Origin of the sequence: Haladaptatus cibarius D43 (genome assembly GCF_000710615.1) — an archaeon.
GTDB classification, from domain to species: Archaea; Halobacteriota; Halobacteria; order Halobacteriales; family Haladaptataceae; genus Haladaptatus; species Haladaptatus cibarius.
In genome coordinates this window covers 1,089,254-1,113,364 of sequence record NZ_JDTH01000002.1, presented here as the reverse complement: position 1 = coordinate 1,113,364, position 24,111 = coordinate 1,089,254, and the positions used below count along the sequence as shown (strand labels likewise).

Here is a 24,111-nt window from a genome sequence, read left to right as displayed (position 1 = left end):
AAATGCGACTGGTGTAGATTACAACCGAACCGGCACGTCGCGCTCCGCGAGATACTCCTTTACTTCCTCAATCGAATATTCGCCGAAGTGGAAAATAGAGGCAGCGAGGGCCGCGTCCGCGTTCGCCTCGGTGAACACCTCGTAGGCATCTTCCGGGCCGCCGCATCCGGAGGAGGCGATGACCGGCGTGGAAACCGAGTCACAGACCGCCCTCGTCAAGGGGACGTCGTAGCCGTCTTTCGTCCCGTCCGCGTCGATGGAGTTGACGAACAACTCGCCCGCGCCGCGGGATTGGGCTTCTTCTGCCCATTCGACCACGTCGATGTCGGTTCCTTCACGGCCACCTTTGACCGTGCATTCGAACCAGCAGGATTCGCCATCGACCTGTTCGTAGTGTTCGCCCTGCTCGTCGAATCGCCTGCGGGCGTCCACGCTGATGACGATGCACTGACTACCGAACGCGGTTGCGCCCTCCGTCACCAACTCCGGGCGCTCCAGCGCGGCGGTGTTGATGGAGACTTTGTCCGCGCCCGCGCGAAGGGTTTCTTTGATGTCCTCGCGCGTTCGGATGCCGCCGCCGACGGTGAGGGGGATGAACACCTCGTCGGCCACGCTGGAAACTACGTCGAGCATCGTTTCTCTGCCGTCCGCGCTGGCCGTGATGTCCAGGAACACGAACTCGTCTGCGCCCGCCTCGTTGTACTGGCGCGCCATCTCCACCGGGTCGCCGGTGTACTGCAAGTCCTCGAAGTTGACGCCGGTGTACACCGCGGGATTCCCATCGTCGTCCAAGTCCACGTCGATACACGGGATGATTCGCTTCGTGAGGGTCATTTGAGTGATGGTAGGAAGTCGGGCGTCAAAAGGAATCGCATTACGGGCAAGAATTGGATTCGCATCGGATGAGGGTAACGCGATTCGAACGAAGGTCGTTCGTCATGGGTGAATCACGGCGTGGAGATTTTTACTAGTCAACAGATGACCGCAACCGCATCGCCAAAACCACCTCCCCAACCGACTGCGTTTCTCGGCCTTCGGCCTGCGATACCTGCGGGCCACAGTCGCAGGTCAGCAAGACGCAATGCGTCTTGTAAGCCTCATCCCTCGCACGCTGTCAGCACAGGCGCGCCATTGTGGATTGTCGAACGCTCGGGATCACGTCTTTGCGTTCTCTGCTTGCAATTCGACTTGCGGTTTAACAACTACGGTTTCACACGTATTTCCGTTAAAGTGAAACCCGAACGCGGGGAAGGGGTGTGTATGAGCGCAGATCAGGAATCGCAGTCGATTCGCTGTCTCGTCGCAAAAGTCGGTCTTGACGGCCACGACCGCGGCGCACACGTCATCGCCCGCGCCTTCCGCGACGCCGGATTCGAAGTCATCTACTCGGGACTCCACAACGCCCCCGACGAAATCGTACAGGCCGCGGTGCAGGAGGACGTGAACGTCCTCGGAATCTCGATTCTCTCGGGTGCACACGACACGCTCGTCCCCAAAATCGTCGCTGGGCTGAAAGAGTACGACGCATTCGAGGATACCCTCATCCTCGTCGGCGGTGTCGTCCCCGACGACGACAAGGCGGAACTCAAAGAACTCGGCGTCGCGGAGGTGTTCGGTCCGGGCACGCCGATGGAAGAGACTATCGAGTTCGTCCGCGAAAACGCGCCCGAACGATGAGCGCGAAGCACGCCGATCTGTTGGACGAACTCCTCGACGGAAAACACCGCGCGCTGGCCCGCGTCATCACGAAAATCGAGAACCGCGACCCGGGCTACAGAGAACTCGTCTCGGCACTCCACGGCCACACCGGAAGCGCCGACGTTATCGGCGTCACCGGCAGTCCCGGCGCGGGAAAATCCACGCTCGTGGACAAGGTAGCGAACTACTACCGCGACCGCGGCGAGACGGTAGGCGTCATTGCAATCGACCCCTCTTCGCCGTTTACCGGCGGGGCCGTCCTCGGCGACCGGATTCGCATGGCCAGCAACGTCGGCGACATGGACGTGTTCTTCCGGTCGATGAGCGCTCGCGGCAGTCTCGGCGGTCTATCCACCGCGACGACGGACGCCGTGAAAGCTCTCGACGCGTTCGGCAAGGACAAAATCATCGTGGAGACGGTCGGCGCGGGACAGAACGAAATCGACATCGTGAAAACCGCGGATACGGTCGCGGTGCTGGTGCCGCCCGAGAGCGGCGACAACGTTCAGATGCTCAAGGCGGGCATCCTCGAAATCGCGGACGTGTTCGTCGTGAACAAGGCAGACCTCCCCGGTGCCGACCGCGCAGTGTCCGACCTCAAAGAGATGGTTCACATGCGCGGCGACGAACCGACGCCGGAGTTCGGGGCCGACGTGGAGGGCTACGACTGGACGCCGGAAGTCATCGAGACGGTTGCGAAGGAAGGCGAGGGCGTGGAAGAGTTCATCGACCTGCTCGACGAACACCACGAACTGCTCGAAAAGACGGGCATGCTCGACGCGAAAGCTCGTACGCGCTACGCCGAGGAAATCCGAGCGCTCCTGCGCGAGGATGCGAACCGACTCGTCACCGAAGAAATCGAGTCACACGGCGGTATGACGGAACTGGTCGAAGCCGTGTACGAGCGCGAAACCGACCCCTACTCAGTCGCCGCCGACGTAATCGCACCTATCGAAGACTGCGTGCACGACTGACTCCGCGGACACGGTTGAGAATGACTGTATCGGACACCACTGATTTCTGGCACAACGGATAAACCAATCCGGCCCGCCTGTCTACGTATGAAACTCAGCCGACTCGCCGCCGGAGCGGCAGGCGGAATCGGATTGGCCGCGTTCGTCAACAAGACGCTATCACAGCGCGCCGAACCACTGGAACCGCCGTTGGAGGGCTATCAGGGAACCTATCGCTGGAAGGGATTCGACATCACCTATACCGAGGCGGGCGACCCGGACAACCCGGATGTACTGCTCCTGCACGGTCTGCACGCCGCCGCGACGAACAAGGAGTTCGAACAGATTTTCCAGCAACTCGCCACGCAGTACCACGTCATCGCGCCCGATTTGCCGGGATTCGGTCGTTCCTCGCGCCCGCCGGTAGATTACTCGGCATCGCTTTACATCTCGTTCGTCACCGATTTCGCAAAAGACATGACCGACGACGGAATCTGTCTCGCGTCATCGATTTCGGGTTCCTACGCGACTATCGTCCAGAACGAGACGGACACGTTCTCGCGGTTGGAACTCATCTGCCCCACCGCTAACACCGGGCCGCAGCGAGGGTGGCTCCGGATGCTCCTGCGCTCGCCGCTGGTCGGCACCGCGCTGTTCAACGCCCTCGCCAGCAAGCGGTCGATTCGCCGGTTCAACGAGCGCGACGGCTACTTCAGCGAAGCGTCGTACACCGAGAAAGACGTGGAGTTCGAGTGGCAGACCGCCCACCAACCCGGTGCGAGATTTGCGCCCGCGTCGTTCGTGTCAGGGCATCTGAATCCCGACGCCGACCTCGGCGAGGAACTCGCGCAGGTAGATGTTCCGGTATCGTTGGTCTGGGGTCGAGACGCGAAAGTCACGCCGCTCGACTACGGCGAACAACTCGCGGATGAAGGAGATACGCGCCTCATCGTCTTCGACGAGGCGCGACTGCTTCCGCACGTCGAACATCCCGGCCCGTTCTTGGACGTGCTGTTCGACGAACTAGCGCCGCTCGAACCGCAGTAGTCGGTCGCCGGTCGTCTCCGATTCACTGATTTTCGCCGAAACGTCCGTCCCGACTTCCACGCCGTCCTCTGTCACGCCGGTCAGTCGAACCGGGCCGAAATCCACGACTGCGGTGGTGTACGGCGCGTCGTCCGCGAACGACGGTGCCGGAACGTGAACCACAGTGTAGGTTTCGACGGTTCCGGTTTCCGGAAGCGGGATTTCTTCGAGGTCACCCTCTCCGCACTCGGGACAGATTCGGCGCGGTGGGAGCGACCCGTGGCCGTTTCCGCATTCGAGGTAGTAGGCGTTCCCTTCGGCAATCGCGTCCAGCCATTCGTCGTAGCCCGTATTTCCGTGGTCGCTCATCACTCATTCACCTCCAAGACGTGAACGGTCGCACTGGCAACCGTTCCACCCGCGTTGTGCGCCACGCCGGTTTTCGCGTCCGGCACGGCATCGCTGTTCGGGTGGTCGCCGCGCAGGATTCGCGTCATCTCGACCAGTTGGCTCGTTCCGGTCGCACCGACCGGGTGACCCTTCGCCTTCAGGCCGCCGGAGAGGTTGACCGGACAGTCGCCGTCGCGGGTCGTTTCGCCGCGTCGGGCCGCGCCGATTCCCTCGCCGGGGGCGTAGAAGTCGAGCGCTTCGAGCGCGAGTACTTCTGCGATGGTGAAACAGTCGTGAACTTCGGCCACGTCAACGTCGCCCGCGTCGATGCCCGCCTCGGCGTAGGCTTCCTCTGCGGCCTCTTCCGCGGCGGGCGAGCGCGCAAGGTGTTTCCTCCCTTGGAGCGCCATTCGGTCGCCGCCCTGTCCGGTTCCCGTGATAGAAACCGGTGCGTCGAGGCCGTGTTCTTCGGCGTATTCGTCGCTGACGAGGACGGCCGCGGACGCACCGTCCGTAATCGGACAGGCGTCGAACAGGCCGAGCGGTTCCGCAATCATCGGCGCGTCGAGCGCCTGTTCGACGCTGATTTCCTTCTGGAACTGGGCGTGGTCGTTCGGCAGCGCGTGGTCGTGGTTTTTGACCGCGATGTGGGCCAAATCCTCCTTGGAACCACCGTACTGCTCGAAGTAGGCGCGGGCCATCAGCGCGTAGGCACCGGGGAACGTGATTCCGGCCCGAACCTCGTAGAGGTCGTCCGCCGCGATGGCGAGTGCTTCCGTCGTTCCCGCGGTTCCGAGGTTGTTCATCCGCTCCGCCCCGCCGACGAGGATGGCGTCTGCTTCGCCGTTTCGAACGTCTTTCACGGCCTGCCGAATCGCAACCCCGCTGGATGCACACGCACTTTCGTAGCGCGTGGCAGGTGCACGAATCCCCGCTGCCTCGGCCATTAGCGGCCCTTGGTGGCCCTGATGCTCGGCCAGTTCACCCATAAAATTGCCGTAGTAGAGTGATTCGATGTCGTCGTGGGAGACGCCGCTGTCCGCGAACGCGCGCTCGCTCGCTTCGGCGAAGAGATCTCTCCCCGTTCGCTCGGGATGCTTCCCGAAATGAGTCAACCCGACTCCCGCAATCCGAACACCTGTCATGATTGAGTCTACGACCGGCCCAGTTAAGAAAGCCACTCCTTTCGATTTCAGGCCGAAATCGGATGGACTTCATTCAGGGCTTTCCCCATACTATTGCCCGTCCGTTCATTTTTGAACCGGCACATCTTTCATGAATGTACGAATGAAAACAGTTCGACGGCAGAAATACGATTTCAGAACCAGACAGGAGAGTAGCACGGAGGTCGCTTCTACGCAGGTCTGTTTCTCACCGCGCCTTTTTTCCGACTCGATTGGCAATTTATTCACATGCTCCCGACAGTCCGCGGCGTCATCGACCGACGGATTTTGGTCAACTATCGCGTCGAACCGGACATCGTGGCGGACGTACTCCCGACCCATTCCGCCCGCAAACCGTCGATGGATATGCCGTCGGCGGCATCTGCCTGATTCGACTGCGAAACGAGCGCCCCAATCGGGTTCCGGCGTGTTTCGGCACCGCGTCGGAAAACGCCGCACACCGAATCGCGGTCGAGTGGAACGACGACGGCGAGCGCAAGACGGGTGTGTACGTCCCTCGCCGGGATACGAACTCCCGATTCAACACGCTCCTCGGCGGAACGTTGTTCGCGGGCGACTACCATGAAGCACGGTTCGATGTAGACGAAACTGCGGGACAGAGAGAAAGTACGGGACAGAGCGAAAGCGTAGACCGATACGACGTTCGAATGGTGAGCGACGACAAAAGCGTCCGCGTCGACGTCACGGGTGAACCAACTGATTCGCTTCCGACCGATTCGGTGTTCGATTCGGTCGCCGAATCGTCCGCGTTCTTCGAACAGGGGTCGCTCGGCTACTCGCCGAGCGACGCCACCGAGGACGAATACGAGGGTATCGAACTGCACACGTTTGAGTGGGAAGTGTCGCCACTGGCAGTCGATTCGGTGACGTCGAGTTACTTCGAGGAGTTCCCGGACGAGGCCGTGGCGTTCGACCACGCGCTGTTGATGGAAGACATCGACCACGAGTGGCGCGAACGCGATTCGATTTGCACCTCGTCCGCGACGTGAGTTGAGAATTGAAACTACTGAATGGACAGCTGCGGAGAAACGAGAAGAACCTGAGAGAAACGCCGCTTCGCGTTAGACTGCGAGTTCGTCGGCGTGCTTGACGATTTCGACCGAGTCGGCGTCGATGGCTTCCGTGTCGAGCCAATGGGGAACGTAGTTTCGCCGCTCGAAATCTTCGCGCTCGTCCTCCGTTCCGATGACGCACCAGAGTTGGGGTTCGTCCGGGCCGTGCCAGTCGCCCTGTCGGGTGACCGAAAAGGCGACCTGCTCTTCGTCGTCGTATTCGATGATGGCGTTCTTGCGAATGCCGGGGTTCCCGTGGATGATGAGCCGCTTCATACCCGACGGTTCGGAAGGTGGCCAATTAAGCGCTTCGAAGGGGGTGGCGCAGGGGTTCGAGATTAGATAGGGGGCTTTCACCTGTCGGTGGGCGTCCTCCCCGCGATGAACAGCGGCACCGTGAACCCGGCGAGTATCGCTGCGAGAAATGCATACACGAGAATAACGGCTCCGAAAATCACCCCCGTGAGGTCGGTCGAAAGCGAAAGGGCGAGAGCGAACGCCGCGCAGGATGCGAGAAGCATCTGAAACCGTCGTCTGGTGGTCGTTGCGGCCCCGAGCGGAAACGCCATTCCGAGCGGAAGCGCGAACATCGCGCTCACGGATGCACCTTCTGGTGAGTCGAAAATCATGACGTGGCTGACCCAAGAAACGAGTACCGCCAGCAGTGGTACTACGAGAGGCAACAGAGAGGATGATTCGTCGAACCGCCGAAGTAGTGCGATTCCGGTCACGATGTACGAAACCCCGACGACGAAGGATCCGAAATATCCCATCCAGCTAAAACTGGTTGAAAGCGCTCCAACAATGAGTCCGCTCCCGACGAGTACCCCGGCAAACCGTCGACGGTTCGAGCGCGAAATCGCCGGTTGGGTGCGCTGAAACGTTCCGAGTATTCCGCCGAAAATGAGCGTAGGAACCAGCACGAACGACAGGAAGTTGCTCGTAACCCGCGATGAGACTACACCCGCGATGGCGTATTTCGTGTGGAGTTGTGAAAGAAATCCGTCGTCCTCGACTAAAGCGACGTGGGTTCTCACGGTGCTATGCTTGTCGCTCCACGTTGCGCGGTTTCCGGAAACGGCGGCTTTCGTCGGGTCGTTCGAAACCACAGTTCCAGCGGGGCCAACGACGGTTATCTTGTCCGCGTTCATATCGCGGCCGCGCCCGTCGTTGTAGAGATAGTCTGAGAGGAGTACGCCCGAACGCCGCTCGGCGAAGTTCGGAACATAGAATCGGATCTGAATTCGCTCGTCGCCGACGACGCGGGCGCTGACGTTCCGAATTTCGTGGTCGAAGCCTCGGGCGTCTCTGAGTGCTGCCGAGACCCGTGTATCGAGTTCGCCCGGATAGTTCCGGAATCGCTCCACCGTCGTCTCGTTCTCGATACGGTTTCTGACGACCCATCTCGAATCGCCGTTTTCCGCGATGTGAATCATTACTTCGCTCTTTTCGACCGGCATATCGCCGCGGTCGCTCGCAGACATCTCGAACTCGTACCCGCAGACTGGACAGACAGGAGTAGTTTCAAGCGCGATTGCCGGAGAGACACCGAGACTGGCGACCAGCATGAGGAAAGGAAACGCGACACCGGCGGCTCGGTTCATTGTTCACCGACTCGAATCACCGCAATAAATGTTTTCTGATTGGCAATTCTGTTTTTCCCGTCTCCCACCGATTAGTCGTAGTACGGGACGTTGTTCATGTGGTAGACCATGTCGTCCCCGAGGTTGTCGAGATAGCCCGAGTGGTCGCTACCAACCTGCGAAGTCACGTCGAACTCGTTGTAGTTCGGGGCGGGCGTGTTGCCGCTCTCGTAGCCCGTCTCGCCGAGGGCTTGGTCGAACTCGATGGTGTTGTAGACCCAGCTAAGCACGCTGTCGTCGTGGCTGTGGTAGTTGAACGTCGCCGCCGTCTGGTTGGTGATGGCGTTGTAGGTCGTCATCGACTCCGTGGTCGGCTTTTCGTTGTCCGTCGCGCCGCCGAGGATGTGCGTCGAGTACACCTCGTGGCCGTTGTTGTTCCACCAGTCCGTCACGTCGAGGGAGCGGAGACAGCTCAACAATACCTGTGCGCCGAGCGAGTGACCCGCAAAGCGAAGCGTCGCGTTCGGGCAGTAGTATTTGAGATACACCGCGAACTGCGCGAGTTTGACGCCGTTTTGCTGTGCAACGTCTTTTGCCGTTCCCCAGCCGAAATCAACGCCGCCGCCAACGTCGTTGTCCCACGAGTAGCCGATGACGGTGCCGTCGTAGCCCGCGGTTCCGAGGTTGTTCTTCGCGGAGAGGAACTTATCCCTCGCGTCCTGGTCAGGGTTGTCACCCTTTTTGTGCCAGCCGTGGATGAACACGGTCAAGTCGTTGACACAGCCGGTATCGACGCCCGGAACGTCGCCCGTGGTGTCGTAGCTCGTCTGCGTCTCGCTCGAAACGAGGTTCCCGTCGTCGTTGAAGTGACCGCGCGTGGAGACGATTGGAATGCCGTATCGCTGTGCGCTCGCACTGCCTGCGCCCGCGCCGAGTGCTGTGAGTCCGACTGCTGTGCCGCCTGCGCCTTTGATGAATCGTCTTCGATTAACGTTTGTCATGGATCGACGACTTCTATTTTGATATAGCTCAACTTGAAAATTTTTATTTCTAAAATAGAATAAAATAATTTCGTACAGAGTGATATATAAGCGGTCTCCCGTGTTATCGGATTCGAAACCAAACGGGTTTTAAGCACCGGGCCTTAAGTCGTCCGTAAGGTCGATATCTATGCAGATGCCACGACGCTTTAACACGTACTGCCCGCATTGTCACAAACACCACGAACACGAAGTCGAGAAGGTTCGCAGCGGACGCCGAACCGGAATGAAGTGGGACGCCCGTCAGCAGAAACGCGGCAAAGCCGTCATCGGTAACGCTGGTGGTTTCTCGAAGGTGCCCGGTGGAGACAAACCGACGAAGAAAACCGACCTCAAATACCGTTGCAGCGAGTGCGGCAAGGCCCACCTCCGTCCCGGATGGCGCGCCGGCCGACTCGAATTTCAGGAGTAAATCATGGCAGGAAACTTTTACACCGTTCAGTGTCCGGACTGCGAGAACGAACAGACGGTCTTCAGCAAGGCCGCGACCGAAGTCAACTGCGTCGTCTGCGGTCACCGACTCGCCTCGCCGACCGGCGGCAAGGCTGAAATCGACGGCGACGTTACAGAGACAGTAGCATCCCGATGAAATACAGTGGCTGGCCCGAACCTGGCGAACTCGTCGTCGGAAAGGTCGATGAGATAGAGGACTTTGGGGTCTTCATAGACCTCGAAGAGTACGAGGACAAACGTGGACTCGTCCACGTCAGCGAGGTCGCCAGCGGCTGGATTAAAAACGTCCGCGACCACGTCAACGTGGGGCAAACAGTCGTCTGTAAGGTGTTCGACGTTGACGAGGGGTCACAGCAGATAGACCTCTCCATCAAGGACGTGAACGAACACCAGCGAAGCGACAAGATTCAGGACTGGAAAAACGAGCAGAAGGCCGACAAATGGATGTCCCTCGCGTTCGGCGAGGAGATGACCGACGAGCAGTACACGCAGATTGCGAACGAACTGTACGCCGAGTTCGGAAGCATCTACGACGGCTTCGAGCAGGCCGCCATCCACGGCGCAGAAGCCCTCGAAAACACCGAACTCTCGGACGACGAAATCGATTCGCTCGTCGAAACCGCTCGTGAAAACGTCTCGGTTCCATACGTCAACGTAACCGGCTACGTTGACCTTCGAAGTCCCGGCAAGGACGGCGTGGACGGTATCAAAGAAGGGCTCAAAGCCGCCGAAGGAAACGGCGACATCCCCGACGAAGTCGAACTCGACGTCACCTACGTCGGCGCGCCCGAGTACCGAATCAAGGTTCGCGCACCGAACTACAAAACCGCGGAGGCGCAACTCGAAGAGAGCGTCGCCCGCGCCGAAGTCGCCATGGAAGACGTCGGCGGAACCGCCAACTTCCACCGCGACCGACACACCGACGACGAATGAAATCGGACATCCGGGTGTGCTCTGCGTGGAAATCAGAGCACGACCGCCCGGTGTACTCCCTTTCTGCGACCTGTCCAGAGTGCGGAGCGGCGGCAATCAACAGTGCTCCCGCCCCATTCGACCCAGCAGACCCCTACGGCGAGTACCGACGCGCTCTTAAGCGGCGCGCCCGCGACTAAGTCACATGGACGAAGTTGATATCGAGATAGTCGCAAATCCGGAACTGGAGTCGCCTGTACTCATCGAAGGATTGCCGGGCGTCGGTCACGTCGGAAAACTCGTCGCCGAGCATCTGCTTGAGGAAAAAGAGAGCGAACTGGTTCGGCGGGTGTACTCCGAATATCTCCCGCCGCAGGTGAGCGTCGAGGACGACGGGACGACCGAACTAGTCTGCGTCGAACTCTACGCGCTGACGCTCGACGAACAGGACGTGCTCGTTTTGACCGGCGATTATCAGGCACAGGACAACGCGGGTCACTACCGACTCACGAACGCGTTCATCGACACTGCGGAGGAGTTCGGTGTCGAGCAAATCTTCGCACTCGGTGGCGTCCCGACGGGCGAACTCATCGAGGAGTATGCCGTGTTGGGTGCGGCGACGACGAGCGAGTTCGTGGACGAACTCGAAGATGCTGGTGTCGAGTTCCGAGAGGACGAACCGGCGGGTGGTATCGTCGGAACTAGTGGCCTTCTGCTCGGACTGGGTAGCCGCCGGGGCCTCACCGCCGCCTGTTTGATGGGCGAGACGAGTGGCTACCTCGTTGACCCAAAAAGCGCGCAGTCAGTACTCGAAGTGCTACAGGACACTCTCGGCTTCGAGGTGGATTTCGGTTCGCTCGAAGACCGCGCCGAGGAGATGGAGGAAGTCGTCGGCAAAATCGAGGAAATGGAGGCACAGCAGACTGCGGTGGCGTCGGACGACGACCTGCGGTACATCGGTTAAATCGGCTAAAACAGCGAATTTTCCTGTCCGCTGTAGACGTGGTAGCCCGCGGAGACGACGAGAAAGGTGAGGAAGAACCACGCCCAAAACTGGAAATCGAGCATCTGGATGGAAAACAGTTGGAACTGCGCCGCGAGGAGAACGACGGCTTCTAGCAGACCCAGACCGAGATAGTACGTCGCCCACGAAACGTCGTGCTGGGGAACGACTTCCATATACACCTCTACCTCTCGGACGCGCTCTTCGAGGGTGAGTTCTTTCGACCGTTGGTCGTACTCTACGATGCCGAGGTCGTCCAACTTCGGAAGATGCGTCTGATGAAGCGAGACGTAGACGCTCTTTCTGACCTTTCGGGGTGCTGGTGCCTCGTCGGTTTCCAGCGTTGCGATATGCTCCGCGAGGTCATCGACGGTTAGCGACCCGCCGGATTCCCGAAGATACCGAATCGCCTCTCTCCGTCTGTCGTTCCGTAAGACGTTGTGAATCTGGCTCTCGTCGAGTTCCTGCTCCGTCTCCGGTTCGGTGAGTTTCATGGCTGGGGACTAACGTGGCGTCTTCGGCGGTTGCGTTCGGATTCTCGTCAGAGTTCGTTACTCATATAGATAATAACCAGCGGGTATTAAGTTTACCATCGTTTCTACACATCTATCGAGAAAGAAACTACCAGAATTCTTTTGTGTACAAAAACAGATGTGACCATCCGTATCGGATTCGGCGGGAGATTCTTTATTGTCCGAACCCTACACGAGCGTAATGCCCGACTGGTTGGTCACCGGTTTGTGGCTCTCGCTGGCGGTTGCCGTCGTCATTGCCGGAATCTTCGTGGTAGGCGCGCGCCTCTTTCCCACGGAACGGGCGACCAACGCAACCTACGTGTTCGGCGAGGGAAAGCGCCGGGTCGAAATCCGCAACTACCTCAGAGCCATCGGCGAAGATTTCGCGGAAGACCATTTCGTCGCGGGTCAACACGTCGCCTTCTATCTGCCGGAACGGGACGTTGCGATTACCTTCGACGCGCGCGCCTTCTTTCGCATCGAGAAATCGAGAACGTTCGCCGTCTTGGTCGAACACGAGATGCCGGGTCACCACTTAGGCGACCGACTGCCGTTCGAAACGCCGACGCTGGAACAGGAAGAAGAGGTCGATACGAAACTTGCCGCCTTCGCCATCCTCGGCGTGCCGACGGAAGCGACACTCACGGAAATCAAGTCGGCCTACCGTGAGAAAGTAAAGGACGTCCATCCCGACCACGGCGGGACACAGGAAGAGTTCCAGCGCGTCCGCGAAGCCTACACGACCGCGAAAAACTACGCCGGGTAACGCTGCTTCTCGATTTTAGGAAACGTTCGCCACTTCGTATGCGACTCCGGCATCGCGGAGGGCGTCGGTGACGCGCCCGACGCTGTCGGATGTTGCGACGATAACGACATCCTCCCCTCGTTCCGCGGCCTCGGCGGCGACTTCGCCCGCGGCGAACGTCGTGTCCGGTTCCACGTCCGCGGAGCGAAGGGCGACGACCGCCTCGACGCCGGTTGCGGCGAGGACGGGACTGCTTTCGCACGCCTCGGCCAAAGCGTCGGAATCGACCGCTCGACTCCCGCCGGAGCGAACCGGGGGAATCTGATAGACAGTCACACGCCCGGGTTCGAGGTCGATGATGCCCTCGAATTCCGTGACGCCGACCTCGTTCCCCGATTCCGCGTCCGTGGTAGCGATACCGGTCGCAGGGCCGTCTTCTCCGGGAGTGGCGTGAAGGAGGCCGCCTTTCAACGAGAGAGTGACGGTTTCGCCCTCCGTTATCTCGGTCGTCGCTATCGCGGCGTCCTCCCCAACGTTGCCGAGAATGTCGTCGGTGACGTGGTCGGCGAACCGACGAACGTCGGTCGCCGACTGCAAGAGCCAATCGACGCCTTCCTTGGTCACGCTGTAGCGCGACCGACCTTCCTTTTCGACCAGTCCGTCGGCAACGAGTCCGCGAGTGTACTCGCTGACGGCTTGACTCGTGACGCCGACGGCGTCCGCGATTTCGCCCTGACTCACCGCCGGTTGACGGTCTGCGATTTCGGCGAGGATGCGAAACCGGGTTGCGGCACGCTTGTCATCCAGCACGTCGGCCATACCCGCACAGTCGGGCGGGACGATAAAAACACCAGCGGTGTCTCCGCGTTTTCGAACCCTGAAAAAGAGCGTCAGGTCTATATTACGTGACGACAAGGGATGAACCGTGACCGCAGTCGCTCCCCTCGCCCTCCCCGTTCCGTCCGCGGCCATTTCGGACGTTCTCGCGTGGTTGGTTATCGTCTCGTTCGTCGCAACCGCGGCGCTCGAACGATACGACCGCGAAACCGCCCGTACCGTCGGTGCCGGGGCGTGGGTGCTGTTCGGTATCTTCTGGGGCGTCCTCTTCCCGCGATTCGCCTTCGAAATGAAGAGTTTCGTGGAGGGCGCGCTTAGCCTCGCGGCGGTGCCACTCTGTGCTTACGCGGGCTATCAACTCTATTCGGGACGGGACACGTTGTTCGTCCTCTCCCGCGCAGTCGCGGCGATGGGAATCATCTACGTTCCGTTTTCGAGCGTCGAGTTCCTTCGACAGTGGTTGGTCGAGCAGGTAAGCTATCAGACGGATTTCGCCATCGAAGCACTCGGCTACAATCCCGAATTTACGGTTGCCAAGGAAAATGGCTACCATAGCGCCTTCATCTTCACCGACGAGACGGGCCACTCCTACTACACCTACCTCGTGCTCGCTTGCACCGGAATCGGAAGCATGAGCATCTTCGGCGGACTCATCGCCGCGGTGAAGGCCCCGCTTCGCCGGAAACTCAAGGCGTTCGCCGTGGCTATTTCCATCATCTGGATACTGAACGTCGTCCGGAACGTGTTTATCGCGCTCGCCTTCGGCAACCAGTGGTTCCAGTACTTCGTTGACCCGATTATGTCGGTGGTTGGCTACGCAGACCCCGGCATGGTGTCGTTTTTCATCGCAGACCGCGTGTTGTCCCAAATGCTCGCGGTGGTCGCGCTGGTCGCCATCCTCTGGCTAATACTGCGCGACCTGCCGGAACTGTTGACCGTCGTGGAAGACGTGGCCTATCTCGTTACGGGCAACGAGTACGACCTCCATCGAGCGGTTCGTACCGATGGAGGACGCTGACTTCGCTGACAGGGCGGTTTTCCTTCCCGAAGCGAACGCGCTCGTCCTCGCAGACCTCCATATCGGCAGAGATGCAGCCTCCAACGTGTCGCTTCCGCTCGGCGAACAGGAGGATTTGACCACCCGATTCGATGCACTTCTCACGAAATTTTCGCCGAATGAAGTCGTCCTCGCGGGCGACGTTCTCCACGCCTTCGACAGGATTCCGGAGGACGCAGTGGAAACCTTCGCAGACCTCGAAAAGCGCGCTAACGACGCAGAATCCGATTTCGTCGCGGTTCACGGCAATCACGACAAACTGCTTTCCCAACTGGTTGAGTGCCCGGACGAGTATCGACTCGCGGACGGGACGCTTGTCTGTCACGGCCACGAGGAACCGGATTCGACCGCGCCGCGGTACATCATCGGCCACGACCATCCCGCGATAGCAATCGAAGGAAAACGCCGACCCTGCTATCTGTGGGGGCCGGAAACGTTCCGCGACGCGGACGTACTCATGCTTCCCGCGTTCACTCGCCTCGCCAGCGGCGCGGTCGTCAACGGAATGCGGGGCAGTGACTTTCAGACGCCGTTCGTCGGCAGTTCGTCGCCGTTTCGGCCAATCGTCCGCGACGACAATGCGGACGAAACGTACCGATTCCCCGCGCTCGGTGAGTTTCGAGAGATGCTGTGATTCGAACCGGTATCACAAATCCCCGTACACCGCGCGGGCGGCCTTCCGACCGCTTTCCATCGCGGCGTTGAGCGAGGATGCTTCTGTGAAATCACCGGCGAGGTACACCGACTTCTGATTGGTTCGGTTGCCGGGAAGCGTGTCGAAAACGCCCGGTGGTTGGGCGAACTGCGCGAACTCGATTCGGTCGGTGTGAAGCAGTTCGAAATCAGGAAACGTTCGCTCGGGATACCATTCTCGAATAGTCGTTTTGACTTCCTCGGCCAGTTCGTCGTCCGACTTTTCCGGCATCCCGAGAAACGTGGCGGAGAGCAGTTCCCGGTCGTCGGGCGCGTACTCCGGCGCGACTGCGGACAGTGGCACGATTTCGTTCGGCGCGTCGTCCGCGGCGTTGAGCAGGATTCGGTTTCCGGCATCCAGTGGCGCGTCGTGGGCGAAATACTGTGTAATGCAACTTCGGGCCTCAGTGGGAATCGAATCGACGCCGGTCAACTCGCGGGCGGATTTCGGGTCGGTTGCGACGACGACGGCGTCGGCGGTGACGGTTTCACCGCCGACTTCGACCTCGGCCCCCTCGCCATCGGATTCGACTGCGGAGACGCCTTCTCCGAAGCGAATCGTCGCGCCCGCCGCTCGTGCTTTTTCGGCCAACTGCTCGGAAATCGCGCCCATTCCCGCCGCTGGAATCGCGGTTCGGCCGGTGGAGAGCATTTTGAAGGTGAACTCGAACACCTTCTTCGAGGTCGAAAGTGACCTGTCGAGCGTGATGCCACCGTAAAATGGTCCGGCGAAGCGGTTGCGGAATTTTTCGGAGAAACCTCGTTCGCGGAGATAGCTCTCGATGGATTCGTCGTTCCCGTCGAAAATCGCTTGATTCGGTTTCCGGGTGAGTTCCTGCCGGAGTTGCAGAGTTCGGATTTTGTCGCCGAGGCTCACCTCGCGGTTCGTCGCCGATTCGAACAGCGTTTTGGGGTCGCGGAAGGGGTCGGCTAACACCGACCGACTGCCGGGACGGGCCAGCATCGCGCCCGGGGAGAAATACCGCAAATCGAGTTCGTCGTAATTGAGTTCGCGTTTTGCGGCAGGGTAGGCGGTAAAGAGTACCTGAAAGCCCCTGTCGAGAAGAAAGCCGTCCTGTTTCCGCGTTCGGACTCGGCCACCGGCCTCGTCCTCGCGCTCCATCACCTGTACGTTCAATCCCAACTCGGCGAGACGGCGGGCGGCGACGAGTCCCGCGAGTCCCGCCCCCGCGACGATTACAGTCGTCATGGAGGGTAGTCGGTGGTGTTGGGTAAACGTTTCTCGGCCCATCTGGTTGGGTATATCGCGAGATGAGGGTCGAATTTCAGTCAGAAAATTACAGAAAACATTTACCACGAGATTCGAAACTGTCGCGGAACGATGCCCTCCAGACGAACGATTTTGCGGTCAACAGTTGGTAGTTCCAGTCTTTTCCTTGCTGGATGTTCGAGTCTTCTCGGGATGGAGGAAAACGAGACGGCGGGGACTTCCCAAGGAACGGCGACGGAGCCACAGGGAACGACAGAACAAGAAAAAACGCAGGAGACAACCACAATATGGTGGCAACAAACGAGACAAGGAACAGTTCAACCGGACGCTGAAGACCTTGCGGTGTACAATCGTACTGCCGACGAACGGCACATGAGAATAACTGTTTCACCGACCGCTGACGAAATAGGCCGCTTTGACGCAGAGTTTACCCTTGCTCCACAGGGAGACTCCGGCAGCCAGCGACATTATTCGGAAATCGAACAGATGAGCTACGACTGCCGAATAATAGTGACCGACGACGAAATAGGCGACCAGTCGTTCGATTGGGACGGAGACGATATTGACCGCTACGGATTGGATATTTTCGTAGAAAATCGAGAAATAGACGTGGAGAGAGACCGATGGCAGACGACCGTTTTGTAGCTCATCGATTCGATACGACCGATAGAATATCCTCACAAAATAGTGTTCCTTCGGAGAGTCCAACGAGAACCGATTGCGTGAATGTCCTTTTCGAGCTAGAAGCAAAAAAGACCGGGGATGAACAGGGCTTAGTGTCCGCCCGCGAACGTCCGATTATGGAGACGACGGACGCATTCATCGGCCTGACGTGTGTGGACTGCGGCGAGACGTTCGACGCCGAGGTCGGAAGCCATCGGTGTCCCGACTGCGACGGCATCCTCGACCCGGAGTACGACTACGACGCAATCGACCTCTCGCGGAGCGACCTCGAATCGCGCCGGTTCGACACGATGTGGAAGTACGAGGAACTGCTTCCGTTCACCCGCGATTCCGCCGTGTCGATGGACGAAGGCGCGACCCCGTTGGTCGAATGTCCGAACCTCGCGGAACAGATGGGCGTCGAGCGCGTCCTGCTGAAGGACGAAGGGCGCAATCCGACCGGGACGTTCAAAGACCGCGGGCAGACGATGGCGGTGACGGCGGCGGCCCAACACGGCGCGACCGACGTGGCGCTCGCCTCTGCGGGGAACGCGGGGCAGGCCGCCGCGGCCTACGCCGCACGGGCAGATATGGAATCGCACGTCTTTCTCCCGACGCGTGCCGGATTCACCAACAAGGCGATGGTGAACGTCCACGGCGGCGACATGACCGTCGTGGAAGGCCGAATCGGCGACGCGGGCGCGGCCTACGCCGATGCGATGGAAGACGAGGATTGGTACTCCGTCAAAACGTTCGTCACGCCTTACCGCCACGAAGGGAAGAAGACGATGTTCTACGAAATCGCCGAGCAGATGGACTGGGAAGTCCCCGACGCGGTGGTCTACCCGACCGGCGGCGGCGTCGGACTGGTCGGCATGCATAAGGCCGCAAAGGAGTTCGAGGAGTTGGGCCTGACCGACGACCTTCCGGCGATGTACGCCGCCCAGTCTTCAGGGTGTGCCCCAATCGTGAAAGCGTGGGAGGAAGGAACGGACGTGCACGAAGCGTGGGAAACCCCGGACACGATTTGCGGCGGCATCGAGATTCCAGACCCCGGCGCGAGTCCGATGATTTTGGACGCCCTACGCGAGAGCGACGGCGGGGCGGTCGCAACCAGCGACGAGGACATCCTCGACTCCGCGGTTGCAGTCGCCCAACAGGAAGGCTTGGAGATGGGCGCGACCTGTGCCGCCGCTGCGAGTGGCGCGTGGGAACTCGCCCAGCAAGGCGAGTTCGACGAGGACGACACCGTCGTCCTGCTCAACACCGGAACGGGAAACAAGGACGACGACGTACTTCGCAGTCATTTGATGGGGATGGGCGTCTAAAGGGATACGGATGTCTCCCGCAGTCCGAAAGAAGGCGGTGTTCACCCTCGTCGCCGTATTCGTCATCGTGTTCCCAATCGCGTTCTTCGTGTTCGAATACGACTTCGTACAAAGCCTGTGGGCCGCGATTGGCCCGGCGGTCGGTTCCGCCATCGGCATCTACATCGCCAATCGGTTCATCATGGGCGACTGAGGCGTAGTATTTTCGCGGAGCCGCCGTTTTCGCGCGTAGGTTTATGTCCGAAACCGGAACCAGAACAGTTCTGGTGAACCATCCTGTCCACATTCAATAAACAGAAAACGATGGATTCCGACGGCGTTGCTCCCGATTAGAGCAAGTCGTTTTCGACCAGTCGCTCGACGGCTTCCTCGATTCGGTCGAGGTCTGCTGCGTAGGAGATTCGGGCGTAGCCGGGAGCGCCGAAGGCGCTTCCGGGGACGGTGGCGACGTAGGCCTCCTCCAGCGCATCTTCACACCACTGCTGGTCGTCGTCGGCAACGGGGAGCATGAGATAGAATGCCCCGTCCGGCGTCCTGACGCTCACGTCGTGCTGTTTCAACAGCGCGACGAGTCGGTCGCGGCGTTCGTGGAATGCCTCTACCATCTCCCCGATTTCGCTTTCGGTGTTTTGCAAGGCTTCGACGCCAGCGCGCTGGACGAAGTTCGTCGCCGAGGAAACCGAATGCGAGTGAAGTTTCGCCGCCTGTGAGACGAGTTCCTCCGGAGCGGCGAGATAACCAAGCCGCCAGCCGGTCATCGAGTAGGCTTTCGAGAAGCCGTTTACCGTGACTGTACGCTCGTACATGTCGTCGAGGGTTGCCAAACTGGTCGGTTCGATGCCGTAGGTGATTTTCTCGTAGATTTCGTCGCTGATGACGGTCACGTCGTGTTCGACCGCCAAATCGCGGACGCCTTCCAGCGCAGTGTCGGAGTAGACGGCTCCAGTCGGGTTCGACGGCGAGTTGACGATGAGCAGTTCGGTGTCGTCCGAAATGGCCTCGCCGAGGTCGTCGAGGGCCGGTTCGAGTTGGAAATTGTGGGGTGCGAGGTCAACCCGGGTGAGGTCGCCGCCTGCGAGTTTCACCATCGCCTCGTAGGACACCCACGCCGGGTCGAGGAGGACGACTTCGTCGTCGTCGTCCACGAGCGTCTGCACCGTTTCGTAGAGCGCCTGCTTCGCGCCGGGCGTGACGATGACGTTGTCCGCCTCGTAGTCGAGTCCGTCGGCTTGGAGTTTCGCTGCGATTTCCTCCCGAAGTTCCGGCACGCCTTTCGACGGCGGATAGCCGGTGTGGCCGTCCTCCATCGCCTGTTCACCCGCGTTCACGATGTTCTCGGGCGTGGGGAAGTCGGGTTCGCCGACGCTCAGGTCGATAACGTCCTCACCCTCCGCTTCGAGTTGCGAGGCGAGACTGCTGATTGCGAGCGTTGCACTTGGTTCGACGCGCTGAATTCTGTCTGAAAACTCCATCGTCATTCTAACTCCTCCACGAGGTCGATAGCTCCTTCGACCGCTCGCGCACCGTAGTCGGTACGCTCGCGGGCTTCTGCCGCGGACATTCCCGGCCCGGTAATTCCGAGCGCGACGGGCGTATCTCGGTTCAAACTCACGTCGGTCAGCTTCTGCGTCGTCGCGGCCGTGATGACTTCGTCGTGGTCGGTGTCTCCGGTGATGACCGCGCCGAGAACTGCGACGCCGTCGATGTCGTCCCGGCGGGCGAGTCTGTCCGCCGCGAGGGGGGAGTCGTAGGCCCCCGGAACGTGTAGCGTTTCGGCGATTTCCGCGTCGTGTTCGTCGGCGGCGTCGCGCGCCGACGACTCCATCTGCTCCGTTATCGGCGCGTTGAACTCCGCGACGACGAGTCCGAGCGTTACCATATCTGGCGGAAGGCCAGCGCTACTAAAAGAACTACCGTTCTCCGCAACGCTTGTATCCCTCCTCCGTTTTGGGAGAAAACAATGAGTACAGGCGAACGCCCGGTTTCCGGGTGGGTGAACCGGAATCGGGGCGTTGCTGGCATTCTCGTCGTCACGGCGATTTCGCTGGTACTCCGCCTCGTTGCGCTTGGTACCCGGTTCGCCCACTGGGACGAAGCCCGTGTCGGCTATTGGATTCTCCGCTATCAGAAGACCGGCGTGTTCGAGTATCAGGCCGACATTCACGGTCCGTTTTTCGTGCAGGTGAACAGCATCCTCTTCCAGTTGTTCGGCGCGAGCGATTTCATGGCACGGTTTCCGGTTGCACTGATTACCGGTCTGCTTCCGCTTGCCGCGTGGCTCTACCGCGACCATCTCCGCGAATCGGAGATGGTCGCCCTCGCACTCTTTTTCGCCGCGAATCCCATCCTGCTCTACTACTCGCGGTTCATGCGAAACGACATGCTTCTCGCGGCACTGATGCTGTTCGCGCTCGGATTTTTCCTTCGCGCACACGCCACCGGAAAGGCGCGGTACCTCTACCTCGGAACGGGAGTGCTGGCTGTCGCATTCACGACGAAAGAAAACGTCCTGCTCTACCTGCTGTCGTGGCTCGGTGCTGGGGTACTCCTGCTCGACCACCGACTGTTTCTCGCGCGCAATCACGACAGAGGATGGACGGGCGTGTTCGTCGAGCACGCGAGGCGATGGGGGCGCGGTCTTCAGCGGTTTGCGCCGCACCTCGTCCTCTGTCTGGTCGAGTTTTTCCTCATCATCGTCTACTTCTACGCGCCACGGGCGCGGGGCGTCGGAGGGCCGGGCCTTTGGAAGGCATTCGGCGAGCCGTCGATGTTCGGCGCGGTCATTGCCGAAGCGACGCTCGGGTCGTGGGAGAAACTCACCCAGCAGTGGGTCACGAGTCATGGCCACGCCTACCTTCCGTACTTCGAGCATTTCGTGGGCGTCCTCGAACAGGGCGCACTGCCACTGCTCGTGTTCGCGCTACTCGGCTTCCTCTCCGCGCGATACGTGGACGAACGCCCGCGTGACCTCGTTTCCTTCGCGTTTTACTGGGGCGCAGTCGGTATCCTCGGCTATCCGCTCGTCACGGACATCATGGCACCGTGGAACACCATCCACGTCGTAGCTCCGCTCGCAATCCCCGCCGCGGTGGGCGTGGCGCTTCTCTACCGCTGGGGGAGAGAGGCATACGAGGAAAGGGACAGGACGGCGACCGCCGCGACGGCGCTCGTCTTCTTGCTCGTCGTCGCGCAGGTCGCGTTTCCGGCGTTGAGCATCGTCTATCTGCATCCGCAGGACAGGCAGGTTCCGACGATGCTCGGCGGGCAGCAGGACAACGATCTCGTCCAGTACGGCCAGCCTGCGCCGGGTATCAATCCGACGTTGGAGAAGGTACAGGCAGTTTCGAAGGCGAACCAGCAGGGAACCGACGTGCTGTACTACGGCTACGTGGACGACCAGAGTCAGTACATCTTCTACGTCCCGGACGAGACCGACAACGACTATCAGCGACCCGCGAACAGTTGGTACAACCGCCTGCCGCTCCCGTGGTACACCGAGATGGCGGACGCAACCGTCGATAGCACGCTGAAAAACGAAACGCTCGAAAGCCAACAGCCACCGGTCGTCATCACGCGAACGGTGAAGGTACCCGACGTGGAACCGCATCTGTCCGGCTACGTGGCCTACGACCACGAACTCACGCTGTACGGGAGCGAAACCACGATTTACATCAAGGAGAGCGCGCTCCGAGAGGCGAATAGAAAAGCATAATCGTGCATATTCTTGCGAGGAGTTGGGAAATTTTATACACCTACCGCCACAACTCGCGGACAACATGGTTACGGCTTCACCGCCAATTCTCGGCGTCGTCGGTGGCGGACAACTCGGTCGGATGATGGCAGAGGCGGCCTCCCCGCTTGGCGTCGAACTGGTCGTGTTAGACCCGACGCCGGACTGTCCGGCATCGGCAGTTGCCCGCGAGCAAATCGTCGGCGACTTCGACGACGAGGAAGCGATTCGAACGCTCGCGGAGATGGCCGACGCGCTGACGTTCGAAATCGAACTGGCAGACCCGGACGTGCTCGAAGCGGTCGAGGAGGAGTACGGCGTCCCCGTCCATCCCGACCCGGCCACCTTGCGGATGATTCAGGACAAACTCGTCCAGAAGCGCGCGCTGAAAGAACGGGGGATTCCGGTTCCGGAGTTCCGCCCCGTGGACGGCCGCGACGACCTGCTTTCTGCGGGCGAAAAGTTCGGCTATCCGATGATGCTGAAAGCCCGGAAAGGCGGCTACGACGGGCGTGGAAACGTGCCCGTCGAATCGCCGGACGACGTGACCGACGCCCTCGCCGAAGTTTCGGGCGAGTTGATGGTGGAGGAGTTCGTCCCCTTCGAGCGCGAACTGTCGGTCATCGCGGTCAAGGGCGACGACGAAATTGCGACGTTCCCGGTCGGCGAAAACATCCACGAGGACGAAATTCTGCGTGAAACCATCGTTCCCGCTCGGGCACCGGAATCGGTGCCCGAGCGAGCAGAGGAAGTCGCGCGCGACGTCCTCTCGGTGTTGTCCGGGCGCGGCGTCTACGGAATCGAGTTGTTCGAACACGCTGACGGCGAGATTTCGGTCAACGAAATCGCGCCGCGTCCGCACAACTCCGGTCACTACACCATCGAGGGCGCGCTGACCTCGCAGTTCGAACAGCACGTCCGCGGCGTACTCGGCTATCCCCTCGGCGCGACAGACCTCCGAAGTCCGGTCGTGATGTCGAACATCCTCGGCGACGTAGAAGAGAGCCAACCCGCAGACCTCGCCGGAGTGGACGAAGTGCTTTCGACTCCCGGCGCGTCGTTCCACTGGTACGGCAAACGAGAGGTTCGCCCGCTTCGAAAGATGGGCCACGTCACGCTCGTCGGCGAGTCGCTCGCGGGCGACTCGCCGACTGATTCCGTATCGACAGATGACCTCCTTGCGAACGCTCGCTCGCTTACCGACTCAGTCACATTCCAATGACGAACGCAGAATCAGTTCAGCGACTTATCGAACAGTTCGAAACCGAGGCGGAGCGCAACCGCGCCCCGGAGGAGACGCCCGAGATTGGAATCGTTATGGGAAGCGACTCCGATTTGGACGTGATGATGGGTGCCTACGACGCTCTCACGGAACTCGGCTTCGAGGAAGTCACGGACGACGACGACCCCCCGGAAGCCCGGTTCACCTTCGAAACCTACGTCGTTTCGGCCCATCGGACGCCCGACCTGATGTACGCCTACGCGAAGACGGCGGAGGCTCGCGGACTGGACGTCATCATCGCAGGTGCGGGCGGCAAATCCGCCGATTTGCCGAACATGACCGCGTCGCTCGCGTACCCGCTTCCGGTCGTCGGAGTGCCGGTGCAGGAGAAATCGGTCTCGTCGGTCATCGGCATGCCGACCGGCGCGCCAATCGTCGCGGTTGACGCCGGAAAATCGTTTAACGCGGCGCTCTCGGCGGTGCAGATGCTCGCCCGTGAACACGACGACCTTCGGAAACGGTTGGTTGCGTACCACGACGAGCTGCAATCTGGTGTCGGGGACGTGTCTCGGGAACTGCACGAAACCGGAACGCCCAGTTTCCGTGACGATTCCTAACGTATCACATTCGTTTCTATTCTGTGGAGTTGGCGAGGTCACCCGGTGCGGGAAATGTGGCGTTACGGAAAAGAAAGCGTCAGTTGCGCCAATTTGGACTAACGCGGGTCTGAATCCCCGGAATCGCAAGAATCAATGCTTATAGGGGTGCGCTCACAAAACACCGCCTGCTAGGAGAA

At 60.3% G+C, this 24,111-nt stretch carries 29 protein-coding genes; 18 read left to right on the top strand and 11 right to left on the bottom strand.

Annotated features, from left to right (window positions below):
• Positions 1-18 precede the first annotated feature (18 nt).
• Positions 19-834, bottom strand: coding sequence for an imidazole glycerol phosphate synthase subunit HisF (gene hisF / locus HL45_RS11205; protein WP_049971187.1), 816 nt, complete (start codon positions 832-834; stop codon positions 19-21).
• Positions 835-1,260: 426 nt separating this feature from the next.
• On the opposite strand from hisF, the gene HL45_RS11200 reads away from it, so the two are divergent.
• From HL45_RS11200 to HL45_RS11190, 3 genes are all read left to right on the top strand, one after another.
• A complete protein-coding gene (locus HL45_RS11200) occupies positions 1,261-1,677 on the top strand; it encodes a cobalamin B12-binding domain-containing protein (RefSeq protein ID WP_049971185.1) in 417 nt (138 codons plus the stop codon).
• On the top strand, positions 1,674-2,672 hold the full coding sequence (gene meaB, locus HL45_RS11195) for a methylmalonyl Co-A mutase-associated GTPase MeaB (RefSeq protein WP_049971184.1): 999 nt from the start codon (positions 1,674-1,676) through the stop codon (positions 2,670-2,672). The genes HL45_RS11200 and meaB overlap by 4 nt, the downstream gene beginning before the upstream one ends.
• 87 nt (positions 2,673-2,759) lie before the next feature.
• On the top strand, positions 2,760-3,698 hold the full coding sequence (locus tag HL45_RS11190; RefSeq protein WP_049971183.1) for an alpha/beta fold hydrolase: 939 nt from the start codon (positions 2,760-2,762) through the stop codon (positions 3,696-3,698).
• On the opposite strand, the gene HL45_RS11185 is transcribed toward HL45_RS11190, so the two are convergent.
• Both HL45_RS11185 and HL45_RS11180 read right to left on the bottom strand, forming a co-directional pair.
• Positions 3,675-4,046, bottom strand: coding sequence for a Zn-ribbon domain-containing OB-fold protein (locus HL45_RS11185; protein ID WP_049971182.1), 372 nt, complete (start codon positions 4,044-4,046; stop codon positions 3,675-3,677). The two genes, HL45_RS11190 and HL45_RS11185, sit on opposite strands and share 24 nt — an antisense overlap.
• Complete coding sequence (locus tag HL45_RS11180; protein ID WP_049971181.1) at positions 4,046-5,212, bottom strand: thiolase domain-containing protein; 1,167 nt, start codon at positions 5,210-5,212, stop codon at positions 4,046-4,048. Before HL45_RS11180 ends, HL45_RS11185 begins: the two co-directional genes overlap by 1 nt.
• 251 nt (positions 5,213-5,463) lie before the next feature.
• On the opposite strand from HL45_RS11180, the gene HL45_RS11175 reads away from it, so the two are divergent.
• The gene (locus HL45_RS11175) at positions 5,464-6,240 is read left to right on the top strand and encodes a DUF2071 domain-containing protein (protein WP_211250852.1); all 777 of its coding nucleotides are present in this window, start codon (positions 5,464-5,466) and stop codon (positions 6,238-6,240) included.
• A gap of 72 nt (positions 6,241-6,312) precedes the next feature.
• Here the strand turns inward: HL45_RS11175 and HL45_RS11170 are convergent, their stop codons facing one another.
• From HL45_RS11170 to HL45_RS11160, 3 genes are all read right to left on the bottom strand, one after another.
• A complete protein-coding gene (locus HL45_RS11170; RefSeq protein WP_049971180.1) occupies positions 6,313-6,579 on the bottom strand; it encodes an HAH_0734 family protein in 267 nt (88 codons plus the stop codon).
• Positions 6,580-6,656: 77 nt separating this feature from the next.
• Positions 6,657-7,907 carry a hypothetical protein gene (locus HL45_RS11165; RefSeq protein ID WP_049971179.1) on the bottom strand — a complete coding sequence of 417 codons (1,251 nt, stop codon included), beginning with the start codon at positions 7,905-7,907 and terminating at the stop codon, positions 6,657-6,659.
• Positions 7,908-7,978: 71 nt separating this feature from the next.
• Positions 7,979-8,887, bottom strand: coding sequence for a twin-arginine translocation signal domain-containing protein (locus HL45_RS11160; RefSeq protein WP_049971178.1), 909 nt, complete (start codon positions 8,885-8,887; stop codon positions 7,979-7,981).
• 169 nt (positions 8,888-9,056) lie between these two features.
• On the opposite strand from HL45_RS11160, the gene HL45_RS11155 reads away from it, so the two are divergent.
• From HL45_RS11155 to HL45_RS11140, 5 genes are read left to right on the top strand one after another with little or no spacing between them, the layout of a single operon-like run.
• Positions 9,057-9,338: a 50S ribosomal protein L44e gene (locus HL45_RS11155; RefSeq protein ID WP_049971177.1), complete on the top strand. Its 282-nt coding sequence runs from the start codon at positions 9,057-9,059 to the stop codon at positions 9,336-9,338.
• A 3-nt stretch (positions 9,339-9,341) separates the two neighbouring features.
• Complete coding sequence (locus tag HL45_RS11150) at positions 9,342-9,515, top strand: 30S ribosomal protein S27e (protein ID WP_049971176.1); 174 nt, start codon at positions 9,342-9,344, stop codon at positions 9,513-9,515.
• Positions 9,512-10,312, top strand: a complete 801-nt coding sequence (locus HL45_RS11145; protein ID WP_049971175.1) for a translation initiation factor IF-2 subunit alpha — start codon at positions 9,512-9,514, stop codon at positions 10,310-10,312. Before HL45_RS11150 ends, HL45_RS11145 begins: the two co-directional genes overlap by 4 nt.
• The gene (locus HL45_RS19955; protein ID WP_084156871.1) at positions 10,309-10,491 is read left to right on the top strand and encodes an RNA-protein complex protein Nop10; all 183 of its coding nucleotides are present in this window, start codon (positions 10,309-10,311) and stop codon (positions 10,489-10,491) included. Before HL45_RS11145 ends, HL45_RS19955 begins: the two co-directional genes overlap by 4 nt.
• A gap of 5 nt (positions 10,492-10,496) precedes the next feature.
• Positions 10,497-11,255 carry a proteasome assembly chaperone family protein gene (locus HL45_RS11140; protein WP_049971174.1) on the top strand — a complete coding sequence of 253 codons (759 nt, stop codon included), beginning with the start codon at positions 10,497-10,499 and terminating at the stop codon, positions 11,253-11,255.
• A gap of 5 nt (positions 11,256-11,260) precedes the next feature.
• Here HL45_RS11140 and HL45_RS11135 read toward each other — a convergent pair whose 3' ends face one another.
• The gene (locus tag HL45_RS11135; RefSeq protein WP_049971173.1) at positions 11,261-11,788 is read right to left on the bottom strand and encodes a DUF7344 domain-containing protein; all 528 of its coding nucleotides are present in this window, start codon (positions 11,786-11,788) and stop codon (positions 11,261-11,263) included.
• 220 nt (positions 11,789-12,008) lie between these two features.
• On the opposite strand from HL45_RS11135, the gene HL45_RS11130 reads away from it, so the two are divergent.
• The gene (locus HL45_RS11130; protein ID WP_049971172.1) at positions 12,009-12,575 is read left to right on the top strand and encodes a J domain-containing protein; all 567 of its coding nucleotides are present in this window, start codon (positions 12,009-12,011) and stop codon (positions 12,573-12,575) included.
• Between the two features lie 15 nt (positions 12,576-12,590).
• On the opposite strand, the gene HL45_RS11125 is transcribed toward HL45_RS11130, so the two are convergent.
• Entirely contained in the window at positions 12,591-13,373 is a 783-nt protein-coding gene (locus HL45_RS11125; protein WP_049971171.1) for a DUF7839 domain-containing protein, read from the bottom strand.
• Between the two features lie 106 nt (positions 13,374-13,479).
• Here HL45_RS11125 and artA point away from each other — a divergent pair, with 106 nt between their 5' ends.
• Entirely contained in the window at positions 13,480-14,409 is a 930-nt protein-coding gene (gene artA / locus HL45_RS11120; protein ID WP_084156869.1) for an archaeosortase A, read from the top strand.
• A complete protein-coding gene (locus tag HL45_RS11115) occupies positions 14,396-15,082 on the top strand; it encodes a metallophosphoesterase (protein WP_049971170.1) in 687 nt (228 codons plus the stop codon). Before artA ends, HL45_RS11115 begins: the two co-directional genes overlap by 14 nt.
• Positions 15,083-15,094: 12 nt before the next feature.
• Here the strand turns inward: HL45_RS11115 and HL45_RS11110 are convergent, their stop codons facing one another.
• Complete coding sequence (locus tag HL45_RS11110; protein WP_049971169.1) at positions 15,095-16,351, bottom strand: NAD(P)/FAD-dependent oxidoreductase; 1,257 nt, start codon at positions 16,349-16,351, stop codon at positions 15,095-15,097.
• Between the two features lie 132 nt (positions 16,352-16,483).
• Between HL45_RS11110 and HL45_RS11105 the strand changes: the two genes are divergently transcribed.
• The 3 genes from HL45_RS11105 to HL45_RS11095 all read left to right on the top strand — a co-directional run bounded on the left by HL45_RS11105 (position 16,484) and on the right by HL45_RS11095 (position 18,556).
• Complete coding sequence (locus HL45_RS11105; RefSeq protein WP_144240066.1) at positions 16,484-17,017, top strand: hypothetical protein; 534 nt, start codon at positions 16,484-16,486, stop codon at positions 17,015-17,017.
• 155 nt (positions 17,018-17,172) lie between these two features.
• Entirely contained in the window at positions 17,173-18,363 is a 1,191-nt protein-coding gene (locus HL45_RS11100) for a threonine synthase (protein ID WP_049971167.1), read from the top strand.
• Positions 18,364-18,373: 10 nt separating this feature from the next.
• Positions 18,374-18,556, top strand: a complete 183-nt coding sequence (locus HL45_RS11095) for a hypothetical protein (RefSeq protein WP_049971166.1) — start codon at positions 18,374-18,376, stop codon at positions 18,554-18,556.
• A gap of 136 nt (positions 18,557-18,692) precedes the next feature.
• Here the strand turns inward: HL45_RS11095 and HL45_RS11090 are convergent, their stop codons facing one another.
• Both HL45_RS11090 and ribH read right to left on the bottom strand, forming a co-directional pair.
• Positions 18,693-19,841 carry a pyridoxal phosphate-dependent aminotransferase gene (locus HL45_RS11090; protein WP_049971165.1) on the bottom strand — a complete coding sequence of 383 codons (1,149 nt, stop codon included), beginning with the start codon at positions 19,839-19,841 and terminating at the stop codon, positions 18,693-18,695.
• A complete protein-coding gene (ribH, locus tag HL45_RS11085) occupies positions 19,838-20,242 on the bottom strand; it encodes a 6,7-dimethyl-8-ribityllumazine synthase (protein ID WP_049971164.1) in 405 nt (134 codons plus the stop codon). The genes HL45_RS11090 and ribH overlap by 4 nt, the downstream gene beginning before the upstream one ends.
• Positions 20,243-20,323: 81 nt before the next feature.
• Between ribH and HL45_RS11080 the strand changes: the two genes are divergently transcribed.
• The 3 genes from HL45_RS11080 (at position 20,324) to purE (ending at position 23,932) form a co-directional block, all read left to right on the top strand.
• Positions 20,324-22,075: a flippase activity-associated protein Agl23 gene (locus tag HL45_RS11080; RefSeq protein ID WP_049971163.1), complete on the top strand. Its 1,752-nt coding sequence runs from the start codon at positions 20,324-20,326 to the stop codon at positions 22,073-22,075.
• 64 nt (positions 22,076-22,139) lie between these two features.
• A complete protein-coding gene (locus HL45_RS11075; RefSeq protein ID WP_049971162.1) occupies positions 22,140-23,315 on the top strand; it encodes a 5-(carboxyamino)imidazole ribonucleotide synthase in 1,176 nt (391 codons plus the stop codon).
• On the top strand, positions 23,312-23,932 hold the full coding sequence (gene purE, locus HL45_RS11070) for a 5-(carboxyamino)imidazole ribonucleotide mutase (RefSeq protein WP_049971161.1): 621 nt from the start codon (positions 23,312-23,314) through the stop codon (positions 23,930-23,932). Before HL45_RS11075 ends, purE begins: the two co-directional genes overlap by 4 nt.
• Positions 23,933-24,111 lie beyond the last annotated feature (179 nt).